Origin of the sequence: Citrobacter europaeus (assembly GCA_020099315.1) — a bacterium.
Classification (GTDB): domain Bacteria; phylum Pseudomonadota; class Gammaproteobacteria; order Enterobacterales; family Enterobacteriaceae; genus Citrobacter; species Citrobacter europaeus.
Genome location: CP083650.1, coordinates 3,022,470 through 3,042,334 on the forward strand (window position 1 = coordinate 3,022,470; position 19,865 = coordinate 3,042,334).

Annotated in this window: 20 protein-coding genes, 1 pseudogene and 1 other annotated feature; of the genes and pseudogenes, 10 read left to right on the forward strand and 11 right to left on the reverse strand. The window is 52.2% G+C overall.

Features of this window, described 5'->3' with window-relative positions:
• The first annotated feature begins 7 nt into the window (after positions 1-7).
• The 7 genes from LA337_14420 (at position 8) to LA337_14450 (ending at position 5,993) form a co-directional block, all read left to right on the forward strand.
• Positions 8-1,120 (forward strand): iron-containing alcohol dehydrogenase, encoded by a 1,113-nt coding sequence (locus tag LA337_14420; protein UBI14381.1) that lies wholly within the window; start codon positions 8-10, stop codon positions 1,118-1,120.
• Entirely contained in the window at positions 1,117-2,472 is a 1,356-nt protein-coding gene (locus tag LA337_14425) for an SLBB domain-containing protein (GenBank protein ID UBI14382.1), read from the forward strand. The genes LA337_14420 and LA337_14425 overlap by 4 nt, the downstream gene beginning before the upstream one ends.
• A 2-nt stretch (positions 2,473-2,474) precedes the next feature.
• Entirely contained in the window at positions 2,475-3,029 is a 555-nt protein-coding gene (gene pduT / locus LA337_14430; GenBank protein UBI14383.1) for a propanediol utilization microcompartment protein PduT, read from the forward strand.
• Positions 3,029-3,379 carry a propanediol utilization microcompartment protein PduU gene (gene pduU, locus LA337_14435; protein UBI14384.1) on the forward strand — a complete coding sequence of 117 codons (351 nt, stop codon included), beginning with the start codon at positions 3,029-3,031 and terminating at the stop codon, positions 3,377-3,379. Before pduT ends, pduU begins: the two co-directional genes overlap by 1 nt.
• A 3-nt stretch (positions 3,380-3,382) precedes the next feature.
• On the forward strand, positions 3,383-3,835 hold the full coding sequence (gene pduV, locus LA337_14440) for a propanediol utilization protein PduV (protein UBI14385.1): 453 nt from the start codon (positions 3,383-3,385) through the stop codon (positions 3,833-3,835).
• Positions 3,820-5,034: an acetate/propionate family kinase gene (locus LA337_14445; protein UBI14386.1), complete on the forward strand. Its 1,215-nt coding sequence runs from the start codon at positions 3,820-3,822 to the stop codon at positions 5,032-5,034. The genes pduV and LA337_14445 overlap by 16 nt, the downstream gene beginning before the upstream one ends.
• Positions 5,035-5,126: 92 nt before the next feature.
• Positions 5,127-5,993, forward strand: a complete 867-nt coding sequence (locus LA337_14450) for an L-threonine kinase (GenBank protein ID UBI14387.1) — start codon at positions 5,127-5,129, stop codon at positions 5,991-5,993.
• 40 nt (positions 5,994-6,033) lie between these two features.
• Here the strand turns inward: LA337_14450 and LA337_14455 are convergent, their stop codons facing one another.
• The 7 genes from LA337_14455 to phsA form a co-directional block, all read right to left on the reverse strand.
• Positions 6,034-6,369, reverse strand: coding sequence for a DUF496 family protein (locus LA337_14455; GenBank protein ID UBI14388.1), 336 nt, complete (start codon positions 6,367-6,369; stop codon positions 6,034-6,036).
• A 237-nt stretch (positions 6,370-6,606) separates the two neighbouring features.
• Positions 6,607-7,665 carry an FUSC family protein gene (locus LA337_14460; GenBank protein ID UBI14389.1) on the reverse strand — a complete coding sequence of 353 codons (1,059 nt, stop codon included), beginning with the start codon at positions 7,663-7,665 and terminating at the stop codon, positions 6,607-6,609.
• Positions 7,666-7,750: 85 nt separating this feature from the next.
• Positions 7,751-8,218, reverse strand: coding sequence for a DNA gyrase inhibitor SbmC (gene sbmC / locus LA337_14465; GenBank protein UBI14390.1), 468 nt, complete (start codon positions 8,216-8,218; stop codon positions 7,751-7,753).
• A gap of 122 nt (positions 8,219-8,340) precedes the next feature.
• Positions 8,341-9,513: a serine-type D-Ala-D-Ala carboxypeptidase DacD gene (gene dacD, locus LA337_14470; protein UBI14391.1), complete on the reverse strand. Its 1,173-nt coding sequence runs from the start codon at positions 9,511-9,513 to the stop codon at positions 8,341-8,343.
• A 139-nt stretch (positions 9,514-9,652) separates the two neighbouring features.
• Positions 9,653-10,420 carry a thiosulfate reductase cytochrome B subunit gene (locus tag LA337_14475; GenBank protein UBI14392.1) on the reverse strand — a complete coding sequence of 256 codons (768 nt, stop codon included), beginning with the start codon at positions 10,418-10,420 and terminating at the stop codon, positions 9,653-9,655.
• Positions 10,417-10,995, reverse strand: coding sequence for a thiosulfate reductase electron transport protein PhsB (gene phsB / locus LA337_14480; GenBank protein UBI14393.1), 579 nt, complete (start codon positions 10,993-10,995; stop codon positions 10,417-10,419). Before phsB ends, LA337_14475 begins: the two co-directional genes overlap by 4 nt.
• 14 nt (positions 10,996-11,009) lie before the next feature.
• Entirely contained in the window at positions 11,010-13,283 is a 2,274-nt protein-coding gene (gene phsA / locus LA337_14485) for a thiosulfate reductase PhsA (protein UBI14394.1), read from the reverse strand.
• Between the two features lie 401 nt (positions 13,284-13,684).
• Between phsA and sbcB the strand changes: the two genes are divergently transcribed.
• The gene (gene sbcB / locus LA337_14490) at positions 13,685-15,109 is read left to right on the forward strand and encodes an exodeoxyribonuclease I (GenBank protein UBI14395.1); all 1,425 of its coding nucleotides are present in this window, start codon (positions 13,685-13,687) and stop codon (positions 15,107-15,109) included.
• Positions 15,110-15,168: 59 nt separating this feature from the next.
• On the opposite strand, the gene plaP is transcribed toward sbcB, so the two are convergent.
• The 4 genes and pseudogenes from plaP to LA337_14510 all read right to left on the reverse strand — a co-directional run bounded on the left by plaP (position 15,169) and on the right by LA337_14510 (position 18,596).
• Positions 15,169-16,530, reverse strand: coding sequence for a putrescine/proton symporter PlaP (gene plaP / locus LA337_14495; protein UBI14396.1), 1,362 nt, complete (start codon positions 16,528-16,530; stop codon positions 15,169-15,171).
• A complete protein-coding gene (yoeI, locus tag LA337_14500) occupies positions 16,520-16,582 on the reverse strand; it encodes a membrane protein YoeI (protein UBI18476.1) in 63 nt (20 codons plus the stop codon). Before yoeI ends, plaP begins: the two co-directional genes overlap by 11 nt.
• Before the next feature lie 164 nt (positions 16,583-16,746).
• Positions 16,747-17,731, reverse strand: a pseudogene (locus LA337_14505) (LysR family transcriptional regulator).
• Positions 17,732-17,771: 40 nt separating this feature from the next.
• A complete protein-coding gene (locus LA337_14510; GenBank protein ID UBI14397.1) occupies positions 17,772-18,596 on the reverse strand; it encodes an SDR family oxidoreductase in 825 nt (274 codons plus the stop codon).
• Positions 18,597-18,770: 174 nt separating this feature from the next.
• On the opposite strand from LA337_14510, the gene hisL reads away from it, so the two are divergent.
• A complete protein-coding gene (gene hisL / locus LA337_14515) occupies positions 18,771-18,818 on the forward strand; it encodes a his operon leader peptide (protein ID UBI18477.1) in 48 nt (15 codons plus the stop codon).
• Positions 18,794-18,916, forward strand: a sequence feature (His leader region). It overlaps the preceding gene by 25 nt.
• A gap of 45 nt (positions 18,917-18,961) precedes the next feature.
• A complete protein-coding gene (gene hisG / locus LA337_14520; GenBank protein UBI14398.1) occupies positions 18,962-19,861 on the forward strand; it encodes an ATP phosphoribosyltransferase in 900 nt (299 codons plus the stop codon).
• The last annotated feature ends 4 nt before the right edge of the window (positions 19,862-19,865 follow it).

Consider the following 19,865-nt stretch of genomic DNA (forward strand, 5'->3'; position numbering starts at 1 on the left):
GGCCGTTATGAAAAGCTTTTCACTGCAAACTCGATTGTACAGCGGCCAGGGAAGTCTGGATGTGCTCAAGCGCTTCACGAATAAGCATATCTGGATTATCTGCGATGGTTTTCTCGCGCGCTCCCCCCTGATTGAAAAGCTGCGCGACGCTCTGCCAGCGGATAACCGCATCAGCATTTTCAGCGACATCACTCCCGATCCTACCATTAACACGGTAGTACATGGGATTGCGCAAATGCAGTCCCTGCGACCAGATGTCGTCATTGGTTTTGGTGGCGGCTCAGCTCTGGACGCTGCAAAAGCCATCGTCTGGTTCAGCCGACAGTTCGGTATTGAAATTGAAACCTGTGTCGCTATCCCTACCACCAGCGGCACAGGCTCGGAAGTCACCAGCGCCTGCGTGATTAGCGATCCGGATAAAGGCATTAAATATCCATTATTCAATAATGCGCTTTATCCGGACATGGCCATCCTTGATCCGACGCTGGTCGTCAGCGTTCCGCCAGCCATAACCGCAAATACCGGCATGGACGTGTTAACGCATGCGCTGGAGGCTTACGTGTCCACAAAAGCCAGCGACTTCACCGACGCGCTGGCTGAAAAAGCGGCACAAATCGTCTTCCAGTACCTGCCTGTCGCCGTCAGTAAAGGCGAATGCCTGGCAACCAGAGGGAAAATGCACAACGCCTCAACGCTCGCGGGAATGGCATTCAGTCAGGCTGGACTGGGGATCAATCATGCGATTGCCCATCAGTTGGGCGGTCAGTTTCATTTGCCGCACGGACTTGCCAATGCGCTGCTGCTGACCCATGTCATTCATTTTAATGCCCGCGATCCGCGGGCTGCTAAGCGCTATGCCCGTTTCGCTAAAGCCTGTCACTTATGCCCGGATAGCGCGAACGATACAGCGGCATTGAATGCGCTTATTCGTCATATCGAGCTACTCAAAAAACAGTGTGCGTTACCTTCTTTTGTTGACGCGCTTAAAGACGGAAAGCAAGCCTGGTCACAACGTATACCGTCGATGGTTCAGGCCGCGCTGGCTGACGTCACCCTGCAAACCAATCCGCGTGTTGCCGACGCCAGTGCCATGCAGGAACTGCTTGAGGAATTATTATGAAGACAGCCATGACGGCAGAGTCCACGCTTTATGATGCGCAGACAATTCGCGAACGCGTTCGCGCAGCGGGTGTTGTCGGGGCAGGAGGCGCGGGCTTTCCTGCTCACGTAAAATTACAGGCGCAGGTCGATACATTTCTGGTCAATGCGGCGGAATGTGAGCCAATGCTGAAAGTTGACCAGCAGTTAATGGCCGTCCAGGCTGAGCGACTTATCCGCGGCGTTCAATATGCCATGACGGCTACCGGAGCCAGTGTCGGAATTATTGCGCTCAAAGAGAAATACCACAAAGCGATCAAGGCGTTAACGCCCCTTCTGCCTGCCGGGATCCGCTTACATATTTTGCCTGATGTCTACCCGGCAGGTGACGAGGTTCTGACCATCTGGATGGCAACAGGTCGGAGAGTTCCGCCTGCCGCGTTGCCTGTTAGCGTCGGCGTAGTAGTCAATAACGTCCAGACCGTGCTCAACATCGCGAGAGCAGTTGAGCAACAGTACGCCGTTACGCGTCGTACCCTGACCATTAACGGCGCAGTCGCCAAACCAATCACTCTCACTGTCCCTATCGGAATGTCTTTACGTGATGTTCTGTCGTTGGCCGGCGGCGCAACCGTTGACGATCCCGGTTTTATCAACGGTGGTCCGATGATGGGCGGCCTGATTACTTCACTGGATACCCCAGTCAGCAAGACCACCGGGGGCCTGCTGGTTTTGCCTAAGTCTCATGCGTTGATTCAGCGGCGGATGCAGGATGAACGCACTGTGCTTTCAGTAGCAAAAACCGTTTGCGAGCAGTGCCGTTTGTGTACGGATTTGTGCCCAAGGCATTTGATCGGCCATGAATTATCCCCGCACCTGTTGGTTCGTGCGGTGAATTATCAGCAGGCGGCCACGCCGCAACTGCTGCTCACAGCCCTGACCTGTTCAGAATGCAATGTGTGTGAAAGCGTAGCCTGTCCGGTTGGGATATCACCGATGCGAATCAACCGCATGCTTAAACGCGAGCTGCGGGCTCTCAACCATCGATATGAAGGGCCGCTAAATCCTGAGGATGAAATGGCGAAGTACCGGCTGATCCCGGTTAAACGCCTTATCACCAAACTGGGTCTTAGCGACTGGTATCACGACGCGCCACTGGCTGAGACTGATTATTCCACCGATAAAACGACGCTGTTGCTACGCCAGCATATTGGCGCCAGCGCCACCCCATGTGTACAGCAAGGTGAACGCGTTGTTCGCGGTCAATGCGTTGCCGATGTGCCGTCCGGTGCATTAGGCGCGCCTGTTCACGCCAGTATTGACGGTATTGTCAGCGAAATCACTGAGCAATCCATCACGGTAATTAGAGGTTAATCATGTCTCAGGCTATAGGGATTTTAGAACTCACCAGCATTGCCAAAGGAATGGAAGCTGGCGATGCCATGTTAAAAAGCGCGAATGTGAATTTACTGGTCAGCAAGACCATCTGCCCGGGAAAATTTCTGCTCATGCTCGGTGGTGACGTAGGTGCCGTACAACAGGCGATAGCCACTGGAACATCTCTGGCTGGCGATATGCTCGTTGACAGTTTGGTACTCCCCAACATTCATGCCAGCGTACTTCCCGCAATCAGCGGACTAAACAGCGTGGATAAGCGTCAGGCAGTTGGCATTGTCGAAACATGGAGCGTTGCTGCCTGCATCTGCGCCGCCGACCGGGCGGTTAAAGCCTCTAACGTCACGCTGGTTCGCGTCCATATGGCATTTGGTATTGGCGGCAAGTGCTACATGGTCGTTGCCGGCGATGTGTCGGATGTGAATAACGCGGTAACGGTTGCCAGTGAAAGTGCGGGTGAAAAAGGCCTGCTGGTTTACCGCTCGGTCATACCTCGCCCGCATGAAAGCATGTGGCGACAAATGGTGGAGGGATAATGGAAAGACAACCCACCACGGATCGAATGATTCAGGAATATGTTCCAGGCAAGCAGGTCACGCTGGCGCATCTTATCGCCAATCCTGGTAAAGATTTGTTCAAGAAACTGGGATTACCAGATTCAGTTTCCGCAATCGGTATTCTGACCATTACCCCTAGCGAAGCCTCAATCATCGCCTGTGATATCGCCACGAAATCCGGGGCGGTAGAGATTGGCTTTCTCGACCGGTTTACCGGCGCGGTGGTACTGACTGGCGATGTTTCCGCCGTTGAGTACGCGCTGAAACAGGTAACCCGAACGCTGGGCGAAATGATGCGTTTTACCGCTTGCCCCATCACCCGGACGTAAAGCATGAAACGCATAATGTTAATTGGCCCCAGCCAGTGCGGTAAAACGTCGATCACGCAGTGCATGCGGGGAGAGGCGCTTCACTATCAGAAGACCCAGGCCATAGTCTGGTCTCCTACGGCAATAGACACACCGGGTGAATATCTCGAAAACCGCTGCCTGTACAGCGCGCTGCTGGTCAGCGCCTGTGAAGCAGACATTATCGCGCTGGTTCTGAATGCTGACGCGCCATGGTCACCTTTTTCTCCAGGTTTTACAGGTCCCATGAACCGTCCCGTTATCGGTCTCGTCACCAAAGCCGATTTAGCTAACCCGCAGCGTATTTCTCTTGTGGAGAGTTGGTTAGTTCAGGCTGGCGCACAAAAAGTATTTGTCACCAGCGCGCTGGAGAATACCGGGGTTGATGAGATGTTCACTTTTCTGAATGCAAAGGAACCTTCATGTCTCACAAAATAATGGCCATTAATGCAGGCAGCTCCTCGCTTAAGTTTCAGCTACTGGCGATGCCACAGGGTGAAATGATTTGCCAGGGACTGATCGAGCGTATCGGTATGTCTGATGCGCATGTCACCCTAAAAGCACCAGCGCAGAAATGGCAGGAGACTTTGCCCGTAGCCGATCACCGTGAAGCAGTGACGCTGCTGCTGGAAAAACTGCTCAGTCACAATATTATCAGCAGTCTGGAAGAGATTGACGGCGTTGGCCATCGCGTCGCCCACGGCGGAGAATCCTTTAAAGATTCCGCGCTGGTAACCGATGAAACGCTGGCGGAAATCGAACGCCTTGCGGAACTGGCACCGCTTCATAACCCGGTAAATGCGTTGGGAATTGCGGTATTTCGCCAGCTATTGCCAAATACGCCGGCCGTTGCGGTTTTTGACACGGCTTTTCATCAGACCCTTGATGAACCCTCTTTCATCTATCCCCTGCCCTGGCGCTACTATTCAGAGTTGGGTATTCGTCGCTATGGTTTTCATGGCACCAGCCACAAGTACGTCAGCGCTAAGCTGGCTGAAAAGCTGGGCGTGCCGCTCAGCGCCCTGCGCGTTGTTTGTTGTCATTTGGGCAACGGCAGCAGCATCTGTGCTATCAAAGGCGGGCATTCGGTAAATACATCAATGGGCTTTACGCCGCAGTCTGGCGTAATGATGGGCACGCGAAGTGGCGATATTGATCCATCCATTTTGCCGTGGATTGCCCTGCGCGAAGGCAAAACTCCCCAGCAGCTCAACCAATTGCTCAACAATGAATCTGGATTGCTCGGCGTTTCTGGTATTTCACCCGACTATCGTGATGTTGAACATGCCGCAGATACGGGCAATCACCAGGCCGCACTGGCGTTGACGCTTTTTGCCGAGCGGATTCGCGCTACTATTGGCAGCTATATTATGCAGATGGGCGGCCTGGATGCGCTGGTGTTTACCGGAGGAATTGGCGAGAACTCAGCACGGGCCCGCACCGCAATTTGTCACAACCTGAATTTCTTAGGTCTGGCCGTTGATGAAGAAAAAAATCAGCGTAACGCCACCTTTATTCAGACGGAAAATGCGGTGGTCAAAGTGGCGGTGATTAATACCAATGAAGAGTTAATGATAGCTCAGGACGTTATGCGTTTAGCGATATCAGAAACTGTGACATTGGGCATTCCCGCCTGATATTGCCACACCGCAAATTGCGGCAAATCATGGTAATAGCGCGATCGCCATGACACTATGCGCCGAGGATTGCTGAACACAAAGGTGAAGACGTGGCTGTTGCGCAATGTCCCGCATCGTGCGGAGAACTTATCCAGGGCTGGATTCTGGGCAGTGAGAAACTGGTCTCCTGCCCGGTCGAATGGTATAGCACCGTTGAGGTCAGTTCAGGCTCACCGCTAACGGACGAACGTCCACTTTCCCGGGCAATGGTAGACAGGTTATTACAGCACTGGCAGTACCCGGCGCATCTTAGTCAGGATATCCGAATTGATGTTCAGTCAACCATTCCCGTCGCTAAAGGGATGGCCAGCAGCACTGCGGATATTGCCGCCACGGCGATCGCCACGGCGCATTACCTCGGCCATCAACTGGACGAACCGGCACTGGCGCAGCTTTGTGTTTCGCTGGAGCCGACCGACAGCACCGTTTTTCGGAAGCTTACTCTTTTCGATCATAACAACGCCTCCACGCAAATTGCCTGTGAAACTCAGCCTCAACTCGATCTGCTGGTTCTTGAAAGTCCGGAAACATTACGTACCGCGGATTATCACCGTATTCCACGTCATTCCGGCCTGCAGGCGGGAGCAGCCGCATTAAAACGGGCATGGGAAAAAGTGCAGGAAGCCTGTCTCAGCCAAAATCCTTACCGCCTGGGAGAAGCCGCTACGCTTAGCGCGATCGCCAGCCAGTTACTGTTACCAAAACCGGATTTTGATTCACTGTTAGCGCTGGTAGAAGAATGTGATTTATACGGCGTCAACGTCGCGCACAGCGGCAGCGTAGTCGGGCTGATGCTGGACAGAAACCGACATGATGTGGATTACATTAAATGGATGCTGGCGCAGAAAAAACTAACGGCCCACTGGCCGGAACAGCATTTGTTGCGGATGGTTACTGGCGGGGTCGAACTGCAATAAGGGTCGCCGCTATGCAGCGACCCGAACAAAGATATAATCGTTACTCGGCTTTCGCTTCGGCGTTTTTCACTTCGCCCATCGCTTTCAGCTTCTTAGAGATATCGCGGCGTTCTTTAGAGATCTCGGCATTTTTGATGATGTAATCATCAACACGATCTTCATAATCGCTTTTCATGCTGGCAATAATGCCCTGAATCGCTTCCACGCTCATTCCAGGCTTGATGTAGTCGCTCAGGTTGTCTAACAGCAGAACGCGTTTCTGGTTGTCACGGATCTTTTTCTCAACGTCCTGGATTTCACGTTGCAGTTTGTTTTTACGACGGAACAGACGAACAAATTCCAGCACGTCCTGGAAAGAAGGCTTGGTAGTTTCCATTTTTACACCCCTGATAATGTGAGATTCGGATTCGTTAAAACAACGGCTAAAGTGGGTCAACATTACTTTCATGCCCGCCATACTTCAAGTTGCATCTGCATTGACAATGCATGGTTGAAACCTGAATTATCGAGGGTAAGCCATTGCAGTTACCAATGGTTTTAGCCTTTTTCAGTATCATACCTCTATTCTTTGCTGAATCGAAGCAGCAGCAGAATCAATCCCCTCATCTGCTCTTTATTTGCGCAGCGCGCGACAGATTAAATGTGAGAGTAACTCCAACTGCCGCGCCATTTCCATGTTCAACCAAACGTAGCCGTGAATGGGCGTTTCAGCGACATTATCGCCTTTCTGTTCAGCAATGAGCTGGCGTAGTTCCGCCACGGTGTCATTGAGCTTTTCCGTATTGGCTAGCACCGGCTGCGGATTCCCTTCGTACAAAGCGTGGGTTATCGTCAGTAGCGCCTGCTGCGTCATGAGCTGATTTTCACGCAAAGTTTGCGCATTCAGCATGACAAAGTGGCTGGTGCGGCTGGCCCAAAGCGCATTGATTTGCAGCTCAAGCATGCAGACCAGATTGCGATTAACCGTCTGAATAGCTTCAAAGATCGATTTTTGAATGTGGGTTTCTTTGCTGGCAGGAACGATGAGCCCACGCATTTTGACAACGTCGCTTAAGAGTTGTTGTAAATGCTTCTCCAGCCGCGGTTGCTCAAGCAGATTAGGGGATAGCGCGGCCTGATAAACCCGATTGTACCCCGTTACGCAATGCGCCAGTTGGATACGCCAGTGTATAAATGCCCGCTGCGGCCAGATGCCGGTAAACAGCATCGCCAGTAACGACCCCAGAATAACATCGCCACCGCGCCATAACGCGGTATTCATATCTCCGGCAGGCGCCCCCACGACCACGGCAAGCGTGATGCCAATTAACAGCGCCTGATAGGGCCTTTTACCCAACGCCAGCCAGCCGCAGAGAAACATCGCCACCGCGCACCATATCAGCATTAGCGGAAGCGAAAAGAGTTCCAGACGCAGGGCAATCAATCCAAGCACCGAGCCCAGGATAGTTCCGCCTATACGCTCAAACGCTCTGGGAACAACGTTACCCCAAAAAGAAATTGGCCCCATAATCACCACCAGCGTGATCAGAGGCCATGTACCTTCAGGAATGTTAAACAGACGTACCAACAGAAAAGTAAGAAGAAACGCCAGCGCAATGCGAATACCATGCACCACACGATAATGACGATACAAACGAATTTCAAAAGGACTTAGTGACTTATCTGCACGCACTCATGCACTCCGTCAGGGAATAGCAAAGAAGCGAATTGTACCTGTTTTACGGTGAAAACATCATCCTGATTTACACCTTAAGCAGTTACTTCGGTTGCACCGGCACATACATTTCAATGTCCCAGTAGCCGTCCTCCATGCCATTGTTCATATAAACTTCAAAGCAGGGTTTAGCGGCTATCGTATAAGTCGTATCCTGCATCAGGCGCTCAAAAAACTGATACCACGGCGTCGCAAAATCATGATTTTCAACGCGCGCTACGGCTACAGCATAGTCGCCACCCGCCAGCTCGGTGAGGATCACCCCTTCGCTGTTTTCCGGTATTTCAAAACCTTCAGGCACAGAAACCACGGTATCACAGCGCAGTTTTTCTGCTGGAACCACGTCAGGATTGTCGTAATAAACAGCTATCCATTCCAATGGCACAACCTGTTTACCGTCGACCCACTTCATTAACTGCTCAAAACCCTGTTTAACCGTTTGTTCCCATGGTCCAACCATATGGAAACCGGCAATCATGCGTTTATCAACCTGCTTTATCTCGTACTCCATACAACCTCCACTGTTACACTGTATTTATATACAGTGTAATTTTTAGCTATGTCGGCCACAAGGAAACAGTGATTATTATGTGAGCAGATTCGCACTCTTGCCAGCCTGGCGCATCGGGAAAACTACGCTTTGTGGTGGAAATAATCGCTCAGACGCGAAAAGACGCCGCCTTCGCCAACGGACTCCAGCGTAACCAGAGGCCAATGCGCCACCAGCTTATCGCGATCGTAGAGTTCAATTTCCCCCACACGTTGATGCGCGGCGATTGGCGCAACCAGTTCTTTCTTATCAAGGACATATTTTGCTTTGATGTTAGGGACTTCCGCCTTAGGCAGGGCCATCCAGAAATCCTGCTCGGTACCGAGGCTGATTTTTTCTTTATCGCCATACCAGATCCGTTCAGTACCAACCTGCTTACCGCTACGCAAAACCTGCACCGTATCAAAGTTGTGTTGCCCCCACTGCAGCAGTTTACGTGCCTGGTCTTCGCGCCCTTTCGCACTCTCCGCGCCCATCACAACCGCAATCAGGCGGCGCTGCCCGTCAACGGCGGAAGCAATCAGGTTAAACCCGGCGCCGGACGTGTGCCCTGTCTTCAGGCCATCAACGTTCATGGTTTTATCCCATAACAAGCCGTTACGGTTTTGCTGCGTGATGCCGTTCCAGGTCAGGCTTTTCTCACTGTACATATGGTAGAAATCCGGCTCCCCGTGGATGATAGCGCGGGACAGCACGGCCAGGTCGTACGCCGAGCTATGTTGACCCGGCGCATCCAGGCCATGTACCGTTTCAAAATGGGTATCCTGTAGGTTCAGCTTTTGCGCATAGTTATTCATCATCGCGACAAACTGCGGTTGTCCCCCGGCGATATAATCCGCCAGCGCCACACAAGCGTCATTTCCTGAATCAACGATTAATCCACGGCTGAGGTCGCGTACCGAAACGCGATCCCCTTCTTTCAGGAACATCAGGGATGAACCGACAAATACCGGGTTATCTTTCGCCCACGCATCGCGCCCGACGGTGACAATATCTGTCGGACTAATACGGTTGCTGTCGATTGCGCGATCGACAACATAGCCGGTCATCAGCTTAGTCAGGCTGGCGGGATTGCGCTGCTGGTGTTCATTACCGGCTGTCAGAATTTGGCCCGTGGTGTAATCCATTAATACCCACGCCCCGGCAGCGATCGCCGGAGGTTGTGGGGCGAAGCTTACGGCATCATTCGCCCAGGCGGACGTAAAACTCATCGTGAATAGTGAAGCGGCAATAAACAAACGGCGTTTCAACAGCATGTCCTCAGAAAAGGGAGAAATAGCCGTTCTTTTTACGGAAGTTCTGTCGAACAAACATGGATAAATTGCAAGAAAATGTGACATAAGGCACATTTTCTTGCTATCAGGAAAGATTTTCAGAGACAAGCCTCGTCCGGAACTACCCTTTACGCGGCGCAGTCTCTGCGTGATGGCTGCGATGGCGGTGATAGCCATCGATCATACTGCGGAAAATTTGCCCCGGCGTGTCGCCCAGCGTGCACAGGTAAATATGCGCGCAGATAAACAGTAAGCCCACAACCGCTAACGCCATATGCAGCACCAGCATCACCGGCCCCGCCCCAATCACCTGCGGGTAAAGACATAGCAACCCCGTGATGATCAGCGACGGAACCAGCGCGTACATGATGGCAAGATAGGCCAGCTGTTGCAGCGGATTGAATTTGTCCTCTGCCGTTGCGGCAAACGGGTGTGGCTCGCCTTTCATGATGCCATACAGATAGAAGCGCGTTTGCAGCAGGCAGCGTGATATCAACCCGTTCAACTTCACGCGATAATGGCAGCCGTTGCCGCTGGTTGCGTTTATTAACACAAAGCCAATCCAGAAGGCCAATAATGCAAAACCGCACCAGGTATGGATTTGCACCATCAATGCCACCGGTCCGACTGAGAAGTGGCCAAACAAACCGCTCAGCAGTAGCAGGATAAAGAGTAGCGCGTTGCCCCAATGCCAGCGGCGGACCGCCAGCGAATAGAGGTAGTCCCGATGCTCTTCTCCGGCTGTCGTTTTGGGCGCCAGCATCCGACGCAACAGCGCGTGCGTGACCAGACCCGCAATCATCAGCACGACAACAACGCCTGCATAAATGAGCCACAGCGGCCAGTAATCTGGCGCATAGTTAAGCTCTGCCCCCCAGATAGAATTCATACGTTCCCCTCCTGATGGATCTCTTTACGCCGATAGACACTTACCGGGCCGCTGCGCGTATCCTGCTGGCGATAAACCTCTTTTTGATTTATCCAATGCTGAATTTCCGGGTCGTCGCGACGGCCAAACTTCAGCGCATCCGTCGGGCAAACGGAAACGCAGGCAGGTGACTGACCACTATCCAGGCGAGTATCCGCGCAGAAGTTACATTTGTCGGCAATCCCCGTTTGCGGGTTGAGGTAGCGTACGTGGAACGGACAAGCGGCAACGCAGTAGTCGCAACCAATACAGCGAGACTTATCCACTTGCACAATGCCATTTTCGTCACGAAATGAAGCGCCGGTAGGACAGACGCTGACGCAAGGCGCATCTTCACAATGCTGACAGGAAACGCGAACAAACTGGAAGTGGGACAGCACCTCGGGTTCATGTTCGGGTGAACGGATCTGCACCTGTAGGCGGCTATATCCTTCCGGCACGTCATTCAGTACCTTGCAGGCAACTGTACACGCCTGACAGCCAATACAGCGTTTCTCGTCATGCAGCATGACATAAGGGTTTGTTGATTGATTCATGATGTTCTCCTTTCTCATGCCCGACTAAGCGTAACGCCAGCGGTGTGTACCACCGTACCGGAAACCGGACTGGTAACATGCGGAAGCAAATTACCGCAGTGAATACCGTGCGTCGTCGCCGCTGTTTTGGCTCCCGCCTTGGCGCCAAATCCCATATAAACAAACAGCGTATCGGGTCGAATTCCGGCAGTGACCAGCGCTTTGCCTTTTTCCTTGCCGGTCGCATTTTCCAGCCAGATCTCATCGCCGTTTTTAATCCCTTTTTCGCGGGCCGTTTGTGGGTGGATCCACACCGCGTTGTCCCACATCAGCTCACTGAGCAGTGGCACATATTGCGTCGCGCCATTGGTATGTACCGCCACTTTTCCCTGAATAAAATAGAGTTCATTGTCGCTTTTGAGGGCAAAATTGCGGGCGCGCGGAATGCCGTAGCCAGGCAGAAGCGTTTCCAGCGCCTCAGAGTAGAGTTCGATTTTTCCCGACGGGGATTTAAAGCGCAGTTGCTCGCCATAGGTGCCGTCGCCGTCAACCGCCACAGCGCCCGGATAGCGCGCCACAAACTGACGCACCGCTTCAGGTTCACGCAGCAGCAGCGGAACACCCCACTCACGATATCCTTTCTGACGCAGTTCAGCGGACAGCGCATGATCGCCATTGAGCTGGAACAGTTGTCGCGTCTGCATATCCTGCCAGGGATAAAATTGCCCAAGACCTAATTGCACGGCCAGTTCTTTCCAGATTTGCCAGCTCGGACGTGCATCGCCTATAGGTTCAACAACCTGTTGGCGCAGGGCATAGGCCGGATTCAGGCCCGACATGTCAGAGACTTCTTCATCGCGCTCAAAGTAAGTACATTCAGGCAAAAGATAATCGGCATACGCCGCGCTTTCGCTTAAATAGACATCGCAACTGACCACCAGATCGAGCTGTTCAACGGTTTTAACCAGATCTGGCCGACAGGTTACCGTCTGGAAGGGATTGTGACGGGACATAATCCAGCCCTTCACCGGGTAAGGCGTCTGATTTAACACAGCGTCGATAATGCTTTGTACCACGCCACCGCCCGCCGCAATGTACTTAAACTGAGGGGCAACCAGATCGATGCGCTGTGCAGCTGGTTTGGGTAATTTGACATCGGGTTTTGCCAGCACAGGAGCAACCTTCTCTCCGGCCAGCTTGTTGTAGGTTGCCGCGGCTTTTTTCTGGTACAAGCCACCCTCACGCTCAATATTACCCAGCAGCGCATTGAGGGTAAAAATCATACGCCGCATATCAATTTCTTCTTGCGAAAACGTCGCGCGATGGCCTGGGCTGACGATAGCATGAGGCGCACAGGCGGCCATTTCGCGGGTGACCCGGACAATAACATCAGCAGGCACATCCGCTTGCTTTTGCGCCCATTCCGGCGTGGTTTCTTGTACTGCTTCTGCCAGTTGGTCAAACCCGGTGGTGTAGCGTGCCACAAAGTCTGCGTCATACAGATTTTCATTAATCATGACGTGACACATGGCCATTAACACCGGCAGGTCGCCGCCCGGTTTAAGCGCATGCCATTCATCCGCCTTGCTGGAGAAGACGGACAGACGGGGATCGAAACTGACCATTTTGGCGCCCTTTTCCTGCGCGGTCATTAGCTCATGCGTATCGGCAACTTCAATGCCTTCATAGAGGTTATGGCCAAAAGAGACCATATATCGGGTATTGGCGATATCCATGGCTAAGTCACCGCCCATCATTACTTTCGCGGCAATGGCTTTTCCGGCAGGACACGTCGACGCGTGAGTAAAGGTGTTTGGCGATCCAAATGCTGTTGCCAGATGAAATAAATGACCAGAAAGCGAACCGGATTTGGAAGAGAATACGACCCCTTGCGGACCATACTGCGCCTTTATTGCCGTCATTTTTTCAGCAATTTCTTTATACGCCTGCTGCCAGCTAATGACCTGCCATTCACCGCTCCCGCGAGGTCCTGTGCGCTTCATGGGTTTAACAATACGATGTGGGTCGTTGACCAGGCTAACACCGCTGCCACCACGAGCGCAGATTCGCGTCCCCTGCTGAGGCGCATTAGGGTTCCCCTGAATAAAAACCGTCTTATTATTAATTACCTGCGCCTGAATTGGGCAGCGAAAAGAACACATTTCGCACAAACTTGGCGTCAGGGATGTTTTCCCCTTAATGCTCTGTGGAGAATTTCGCGCCAGTGCGCCTGGCGGGAAACTCCCTATCGCGCAGGCTGAGCAACCGATGCCCACTCCTCGCAAAAAATTACGCCGACTAATGCTCATATAACCTCCTGTTATTAGATATATCCAATGATTATATGGCGTTTAAATTATTAATTTTTAACCTCACTCACATTTCATTACAATATGAAGTCGTCAATTCAAGATTATAAAAACCTATTGTTTATAAAAGACTTTTAAAACTTCCAGAAACAACAAACTAACAGAAAAAAATAACAATAATGGTTATCAATTAGATTATTTTCCAGCCCGTAAATTTCAGAAAATTTATTCCAGTAATTTCCTTTAATAACACAGAGTTTATTATTCAATTCTATTAAAGCCGCATTCATCGCAATTTTATTGCGTGCGCCATCCAGCATCGATAATGCCATTGCTGATTACCTCGCTATTTTTTGGTATTCTTGGCCGAGCGCTAAATTGATCCCGGACATAACTGAACAATGAATGACGGCAAGCAGCAACCTGGTTTTCTCTTCCACGATTACGAAACCTTTGGTACCCATCCGGCGCTGGACAGGCCCGCGCAATTTGCGGCTATCCGCACAGATAACGATTTCAACATCATCGGTGAACCTGAAGTCTTTTACTGCAAACCCGCAGACGACTATCTGCCGCAGCCTGAGGCGGTGCTGATAACCGGAATCACCCCGCAGGAAGCACGTGAAAAGGGAGAGAATGAAGCCGCTTTTGCTGCGCGCATCCACGCCCTGTTCACCGTGCCGAAAACCTGTATCCTGGGCTATAACAACGTGCGCTTCGATGATGAGGTGACGCGCAACATTCTGTATCGCAATTTCTACGATCCCTATGCCTGGAGCTGGCAGAACGATAATTCACGCTGGGATCTACTGGATGTGATGCGCGCCTGCTATGCCCTGCGTCCTGAAGGCATTAACTGGCCGGAAAACGACGACGGCTTACCCAGTTTTCGCCTGGAGCATTTGACCAAAGCCAACGGTATTGAACACGCCAATGCCCACGATGCGATGGCCGACGTTTACGCCACGATCGCGATGGCACAGTTAGTGAAGTTGCGCCAGCCGCGTCTGTTTGATTATCTCTACAGCCATCGTAATAAGCACAAGCTGGCCGCGCTGATTGATGTCCCGCAAATGAAGCCGTTGGTTCATGTTTCGGGTATGTTTGGCGCGTGGCGCGGTAACACCAGTTGGGTGGCACCATTGGCCTGGCACCCGGAGAATCGCAACGCGGTGATTATGGTCGACTTAGCCGGTGATATTTCGCCGCTGCTCGAGCTGGACAGCGACGCGCTGCGTGAGCGGCTCTACACCGCTAAGGCAGATCTGGGAGATAACCCCGCTGTACCGGTTAAACTGGTGCACATCAACAAATGTCCGGTCCTGGCACAAGCGAACACTCTGCGCCCGGAAGATGCCGATCGTCTTGGCATTAACCGCCAGCAATGCCTGGACAATCTCAAGGTTCTGCGCGAAAACCCTCAGGTACGCGACAAAGTCGTGGCTATCTTCGCCGATGCACAACCCTTTGTGTCATCTGATAACGTAGACGCCCAGTTGTACAACGGCTTTTTCAGCGATGCCGACCGCGCCGCGATGAAAATCGTTCTGGAAACCGAACCGCGCAATTTACCGGCGCTGGATATCTCCTTTGTTGATAAACGCATTGAAAAACTACTGTTTAATTACCGCGCGCGTAACTTCCCCGGAACGCTGGATGAAGCCGAACAACAACGCTGGCTGGACCATCGTCGTCAGGTATTCACGCCGGAGTTTTTGCAAAATTATGCCAATGAATTACAGATGCTGAGTCAGCAATATGCGGACAACAAAGAAAAGCTGATGCTGCTGAAATCACTCTGGCAGTATGCGCAAGAGATTGTATAAATCCCACGTATAAAAAAACGGAGAACATGTCTCCGTTTTTTTTCAGCTAAATGCCGTTATTACGCGATATCTTCGTCGTACTGCGGTACCGGATTACGGAAGCTTTTGGTCACGCAAGCCAGGTAGATCAGGCCAATAGCAGCCCAGATCAGGCCCAGAACCATTGAGCTCTCTTCCAGGTTCACCCACAGCGCGCCAACGGTCAGCGCACCGCACATTGGCAGGAACAGGTACTGGAAGTGGTCTTTCAGCGTTTTGTTACGCTTCTCACGGATCCAGAACTGGGAGATTACCGACAGGTTAACGAAGGTAAACGCTACCAGCGCACCGAAGTTAATCAGCGCCGTCGCCATCACCAGGTCGAAGTTGATTGCCAGCAGAGCAATCGCACCAACCAGAATGATGTTCATGGACGGAGTACGCCATTTCGGGTGTACGTAACCGAAGAAACTTTTCGGGAATACGCCGTCACGGCCCATCACGTACATCAGACGCGCTACGCCTGCATGCGCCGCCATACCGGACGCCAGTACGGTAATGGTAGAGAAAATCAGCGCGCCAACCTGGAAGAATTTACCAGCGACATACAGCATGATTTCCGGCTGCGAAGCGTCTGGATCCTTGAAGCGCGAGATATCCGGGAAGTACAACTGCAACAGATAGGTGGAGACGATAAAGATCAGGCCACCAATCAGCGCGGTCAGGAAAATCGCACGCGGGATCACGCGTTCAGCGTCTTTGGTTTCTTCTGACAGGTTGCTGATACCGTCAAAACCGGTGAACGAGAAGCACAGGATGGTGGCCCCCGTGATCATCGGGATCACATGCGCATCACCAGACCAGAACGGACGGCTACTCGCCAGCGTACCGGCACCTTCCCCTTCGAACACGCCATAAACGACCATGCCGAGGATCACTGCAATCAGTACCACCTGCAACAACACGATGACGGTGTTGAAATTCGCAACAGATTTCAGGCTGCGCAGGTTAAAGGCGGTCATAAAGGCCACCAGCGCCACCACGAATATCCATGACGGTATCGACGGCACCAGAGCTTCAAAATAAATTTTCGCCAACAGAATGTTAATCATCGGTGCGAACAGGTAGTCCAGCAGTGATGACCAACCCACCATAAAGCCAACGGTCGGGCTAATGGATTTCTGGGCGTAAGTGTAGGCAGAGCCTGCAGACGGATAGCGACGCACCAGTTTACCGTAGCTCAGTGCGGTAAAGAGGATGGCGATCAGTGCAAAGGCGTAAGCTGTCGGGACGTGACCATCGGTCATTCCTGATACGATACCGAATGTATCGAACAGCGTCATCGGCTGCATATAGGCAAGGCCCATCATGACAACCGGAACCAGCGTAAGCGTTTTACGTAATTCCACGCGAGAGGTGTTTGGAGTAGCGTTATGCGACATGGTTATCCCCCATTACGGTGAAAACCGTCGCGTAAGCAAAAAATTGCCCCATTTTTTGTTAATCCTCAGCGACAACAACTGTCGATTTTTAAGTAAGTATCTATCCGGTACGAAGCCCGGCCTCTTTTATGAATGATTGGTTTGATGCAAAAAAAAATAACCGACGCGTATGAAAACGTCGGTTAATGTCATTTTTTGCAAGCGGCGTATTTTGCACTAATTTGGAGAGAAATAACAAGAGAATGAAGCAGCTGTAAAAGAATATTTTTTCTTAACTGATTGATTTATCAGCAGCCGTTTTAACGTACACCCCCGCAATAGCACTATTTGCTAAAATCTCATCCCGCCACCAGGCACTGGCTAGCCCGGCGGTCTGTTCATTCCAGCCTATCCACACAGGTTCAAAGACAATTTGCGCGACCACTTTTTTCTCAATCAGCGCGCCGCTCTCCAGAAATCGCTGCGCCAGGTAGCGCGGAATATAGCCACATCCCAGACCGCTGATTTGCAGTTCCAGCTTGGTTTTGAAGTCAAAAACGGTAATCGCTTCCTGATCGTCAAGCACCTGAGAACCTGAGGCGCTGGCATGCTGCGCATTGTCGCCCACCACAATGGCGCGAAAACGCCGAATGGTGCGACGACTTAACGGCTCCTGTTCCTGTGCCAGCGGGTGATGCGGCGCAACCACAAACACCTGTTCCAGAACCCCCAGCCGCACAAAGCCAAATTCGCTCGCGGCAGGCGGTTCATGCATGGCGCCGACGATAATATCCGCCCGTCCCTGAGTGAGGGCATCCCATGAGCCGCCCAGCACGCCATTGATAAATTTCAGGCGCGTCACACTGTGGTGTTGATAGAAAGATTCGATGAGTGGGGCCAGTAGCGAAAAGGGAAACGTATCATCTACGCCAATAACCAGTTCATTCTCCCAGCCTTCGTGAAGTTTAATCGCCTGCTTTTCAAGTTCGCGGACGGTGTGCAGCACCTCCCGCCCCTTTTCCAGCAGCATCTGACCGGTGCGGGTAAACTTCGCCCGATGCCCGCTGCGATCGAGTAGCTGAATATTAAGATCGCTTTCCAACTTATGGACGGTATAGCTAAGCGCCGACGGCGTCTTAAATAATTTTGCCGACGCCGCCGCGAAACTGCCCTCTTTTTCCAACGCATCGAGAATGATAAGAACATCCAGCAGTGGTTTCATACTCGCCCCCTGGCGGTATCAGCGACACTCTGCTGGCTTGTCACTCCATCGGCATCACCAGCGGGTCGGGATACTGGTACTCAAACCCAAGCTCATTACAGATACGGTTGCCATCAATGACTTTACCTTTACCGTTATCCTCACCGCCGCGAAATTCTGGCGGCTCCATCCCCAACTGGCGGGCCATCTGCGGATAGAACACATTACGCGCCGGATGCATAGGCGCACATATATTATAGATGTGTCCCCCTTTGGGCGCTTGCAGCAGCAACGAGATGGCAGAAACCACATCATCCAGATGCACCAGATTGACGCCATGATGACCATCTGGCGCCGTCTTGCCAGCGAAAAAGCGACCAGGATGTCTGCCCGGCCCCACAAGCCCGGCCAGGCGCAAAATATCCACCGAGGTGCCTGGTAAATTGTGCAACCAGTCTTCAAGTTCTTTCAGAACGCGACCGCTCGCCGTAACCGGGTTACGCGGCGTCCCTTCTTTCACGATGCCTTGTGCATCGCCATAAACCGACGTCGAGCTGGTAAAAATAATCCGCGGGATACGATACGCCAGCGCACTGTCGACCAGTTCCTGCATAGCTTGCAGGTAAAATGCCTCCCCCGGGCCGCTACGGCGCGCAGGTAGCGTAATAACCAACGCATCGGCGTCCATCAGTGCGTCGAGATCGTCTGGCTCACAGACCAGTTCAGGCTCCAGGCGCAGCGAGTAGCTCTCGATACCACTCATGCGGGCCGCTTCCACCCCATCCAATGTGGTTTTGCTGCCGGTAACCTGCCAGCCTCTCGCCGCCAGCGACATAGCTAACGGCATGCCTAACCAACCTAAACCGACAATTGCGACCTTTTTCATGCCTTCTCTCCTGACTTTTGGCCTATAACGCAAGGCTACGCTAGCCCACTGTGGCTGACAATTCATAGTATCAATATGAAATGAATTAATGATCAAAAAAAGCCCTTGCTTTCCGTAGCTAAAGTGGTTTAGGTTAAAAGACATCAAATGAATAAACATTCATCGAGAAAATTTATGACACGCGCTCAATTTAAACACCATCATCACCATCATCCTGACTAGTCTTTCAGGCGATGTGTGCTGGGAGACATTTAAATCTTCCAGCGGTGCATGAGCGTATGAGAAAGCCCCCGGAAGATTTCTTCCGGGGGCTTTTTTTTGTGCGTGACCCAAACTGATTCAGACAGGATAACGAGGAATAAAGAATGTTAGATAACACCCGTTTACGCATAGCTATGCAGAAATCAGGCCGTTTAAGCGATGATTCACGCGAATTGCTGGCCCGTTGCGGCATTAAAATTAATCTCCACACCCAGCGCCTGATTGCGATGGCGGAGAATATGCCAATCGATATCCTGCGCGTGCGTGATGACGATATCCCTGGTCTGGTAATGGATGGCGTCGTTGATCTCGGCATCATCGGGGAAAACGTTCTCGAAGAGGAATTGCTCAATCGCCGGGCACAGGGTGAAGATCCTCGCTATTTTACCCTGCGCCGCCTGGACTTCGGCGGCTGCCGTCTCTCGCTGGCAACCCCGGTTGACGAAGCCTGGGATGGCCCGGCAGCACTGAACGGTAAGCGTATCGCGACTTCTTACCCGCACCTGCTCAAACGTTATCTCGATCAAAAAGGGGTATCGTTTAAATCCTGTCTGTTAAACGGCTCTGTAGAAGTCGCTCCCCGCGCGGGTCTGGCTGATGCGATTTGCGATCTGGTTTCAACTGGCGCAACGCTTGAAGCCAACGGTCTGCGTGAAGTGGAAGTGATTTACCGCTCTAAAGCCTGCCTGATTCAGCGCGACGGCGAAATGGCCGACGCCAAGCAACAACTGATCGACAAACTGCTGACCCGTATTCAGGGGGTGATTCAGGCCCGTGAATCTAAGTACATCATGATGCACGCGCCGAGCGAGCGTCTGGACGAAGTCATCGCTCTGCTGCCTGGCGCTGAGCGCCCGACTATTCTGCCGCTGGCGGGTGACCAACAGCGCGTTGCCATGCACATGGTCAGCAGCGAAACCCTGTTCTGGGAAACGATGGAAAAACTGAAAGCGCTCGGTGCCAGCTCAATTCTGGTGCTGCCGATTGAGAAGATGATGGAGTAACAAC

Excerpts from the sequence above, each read along its gene's own strand:
- LA337_14420 (UBI14381.1), top strand. The coding sequence starts at position 8 with ATGAAAAGCTTTTCACTGCAAACTCGATTGTACAGCGGCCAGGGAAGT.
- LA337_14425 (UBI14382.1), top strand. The coding sequence starts at position 1,117 with ATGAAGACAGCCATGACGGCAGAGTCCACGCTTTATGATGCGCAGACA.
- pduT (UBI14383.1), top strand. The coding sequence starts at position 2,475 with ATGTCTCAGGCTATAGGGATTTTAGAACTCACCAGCATTGCCAAAGGA.
- pduU (UBI14384.1), top strand. The coding sequence starts at position 3,029 with ATGGAAAGACAACCCACCACGGATCGAATGATTCAGGAATATGTTCCA.
- pduV (UBI14385.1), top strand. The coding sequence starts at position 3,383 with ATGAAACGCATAATGTTAATTGGCCCCAGCCAGTGCGGTAAAACGTCG.
- LA337_14445 (UBI14386.1), top strand. The coding sequence starts at position 3,820 with ATGTCTCACAAAATAATGGCCATTAATGCAGGCAGCTCCTCGCTTAAG.
- LA337_14455 (UBI14388.1), bottom strand. The coding sequence starts at position 6,369 with ATGGAAACTACCAAGCCTTCTTTCCAGGACGTGCTGGAATTTGTTCGT.
- sbmC (UBI14390.1), bottom strand. The coding sequence starts at position 8,218 with ATGGAGTACGAGATAAAGCAGGTTGATAAACGCATGATTGCCGGTTTC.
- dacD (UBI14391.1), bottom strand. The coding sequence starts at position 9,513 with ATGCTGTTGAAACGCCGTTTGTTTATTGCCGCTTCACTATTCACGATG.
- LA337_14475 (UBI14392.1), bottom strand. The coding sequence starts at position 10,420 with ATGAATTCTATCTGGGGGGCAGAGCTTAACTATGCGCCAGATTACTGG.
- phsB (UBI14393.1), bottom strand. The coding sequence starts at position 10,995 with ATGAATCAATCAACAAACCCTTATGTCATGCTGCATGACGAGAAACGC.
- phsA (UBI14394.1), bottom strand. The coding sequence starts at position 13,283 with ATGAGCATTAGTCGGCGTAATTTTTTGCGAGGAGTGGGCATCGGTTGC.
- sbcB (UBI14395.1), top strand. The coding sequence starts at position 13,685 with ATGAATGACGGCAAGCAGCAACCTGGTTTTCTCTTCCACGATTACGAA.
- plaP (UBI14396.1), bottom strand. The coding sequence starts at position 16,530 with ATGTCGCATAACGCTACTCCAAACACCTCTCGCGTGGAATTACGTAAA.
- LA337_14510 (UBI14397.1), bottom strand. The coding sequence starts at position 18,596 with ATGAAAAAGGTCGCAATTGTCGGTTTAGGTTGGTTAGGCATGCCGTTA.
- hisG (UBI14398.1), top strand. The coding sequence starts at position 18,962 with ATGTTAGATAACACCCGTTTACGCATAGCTATGCAGAAATCAGGCCGT.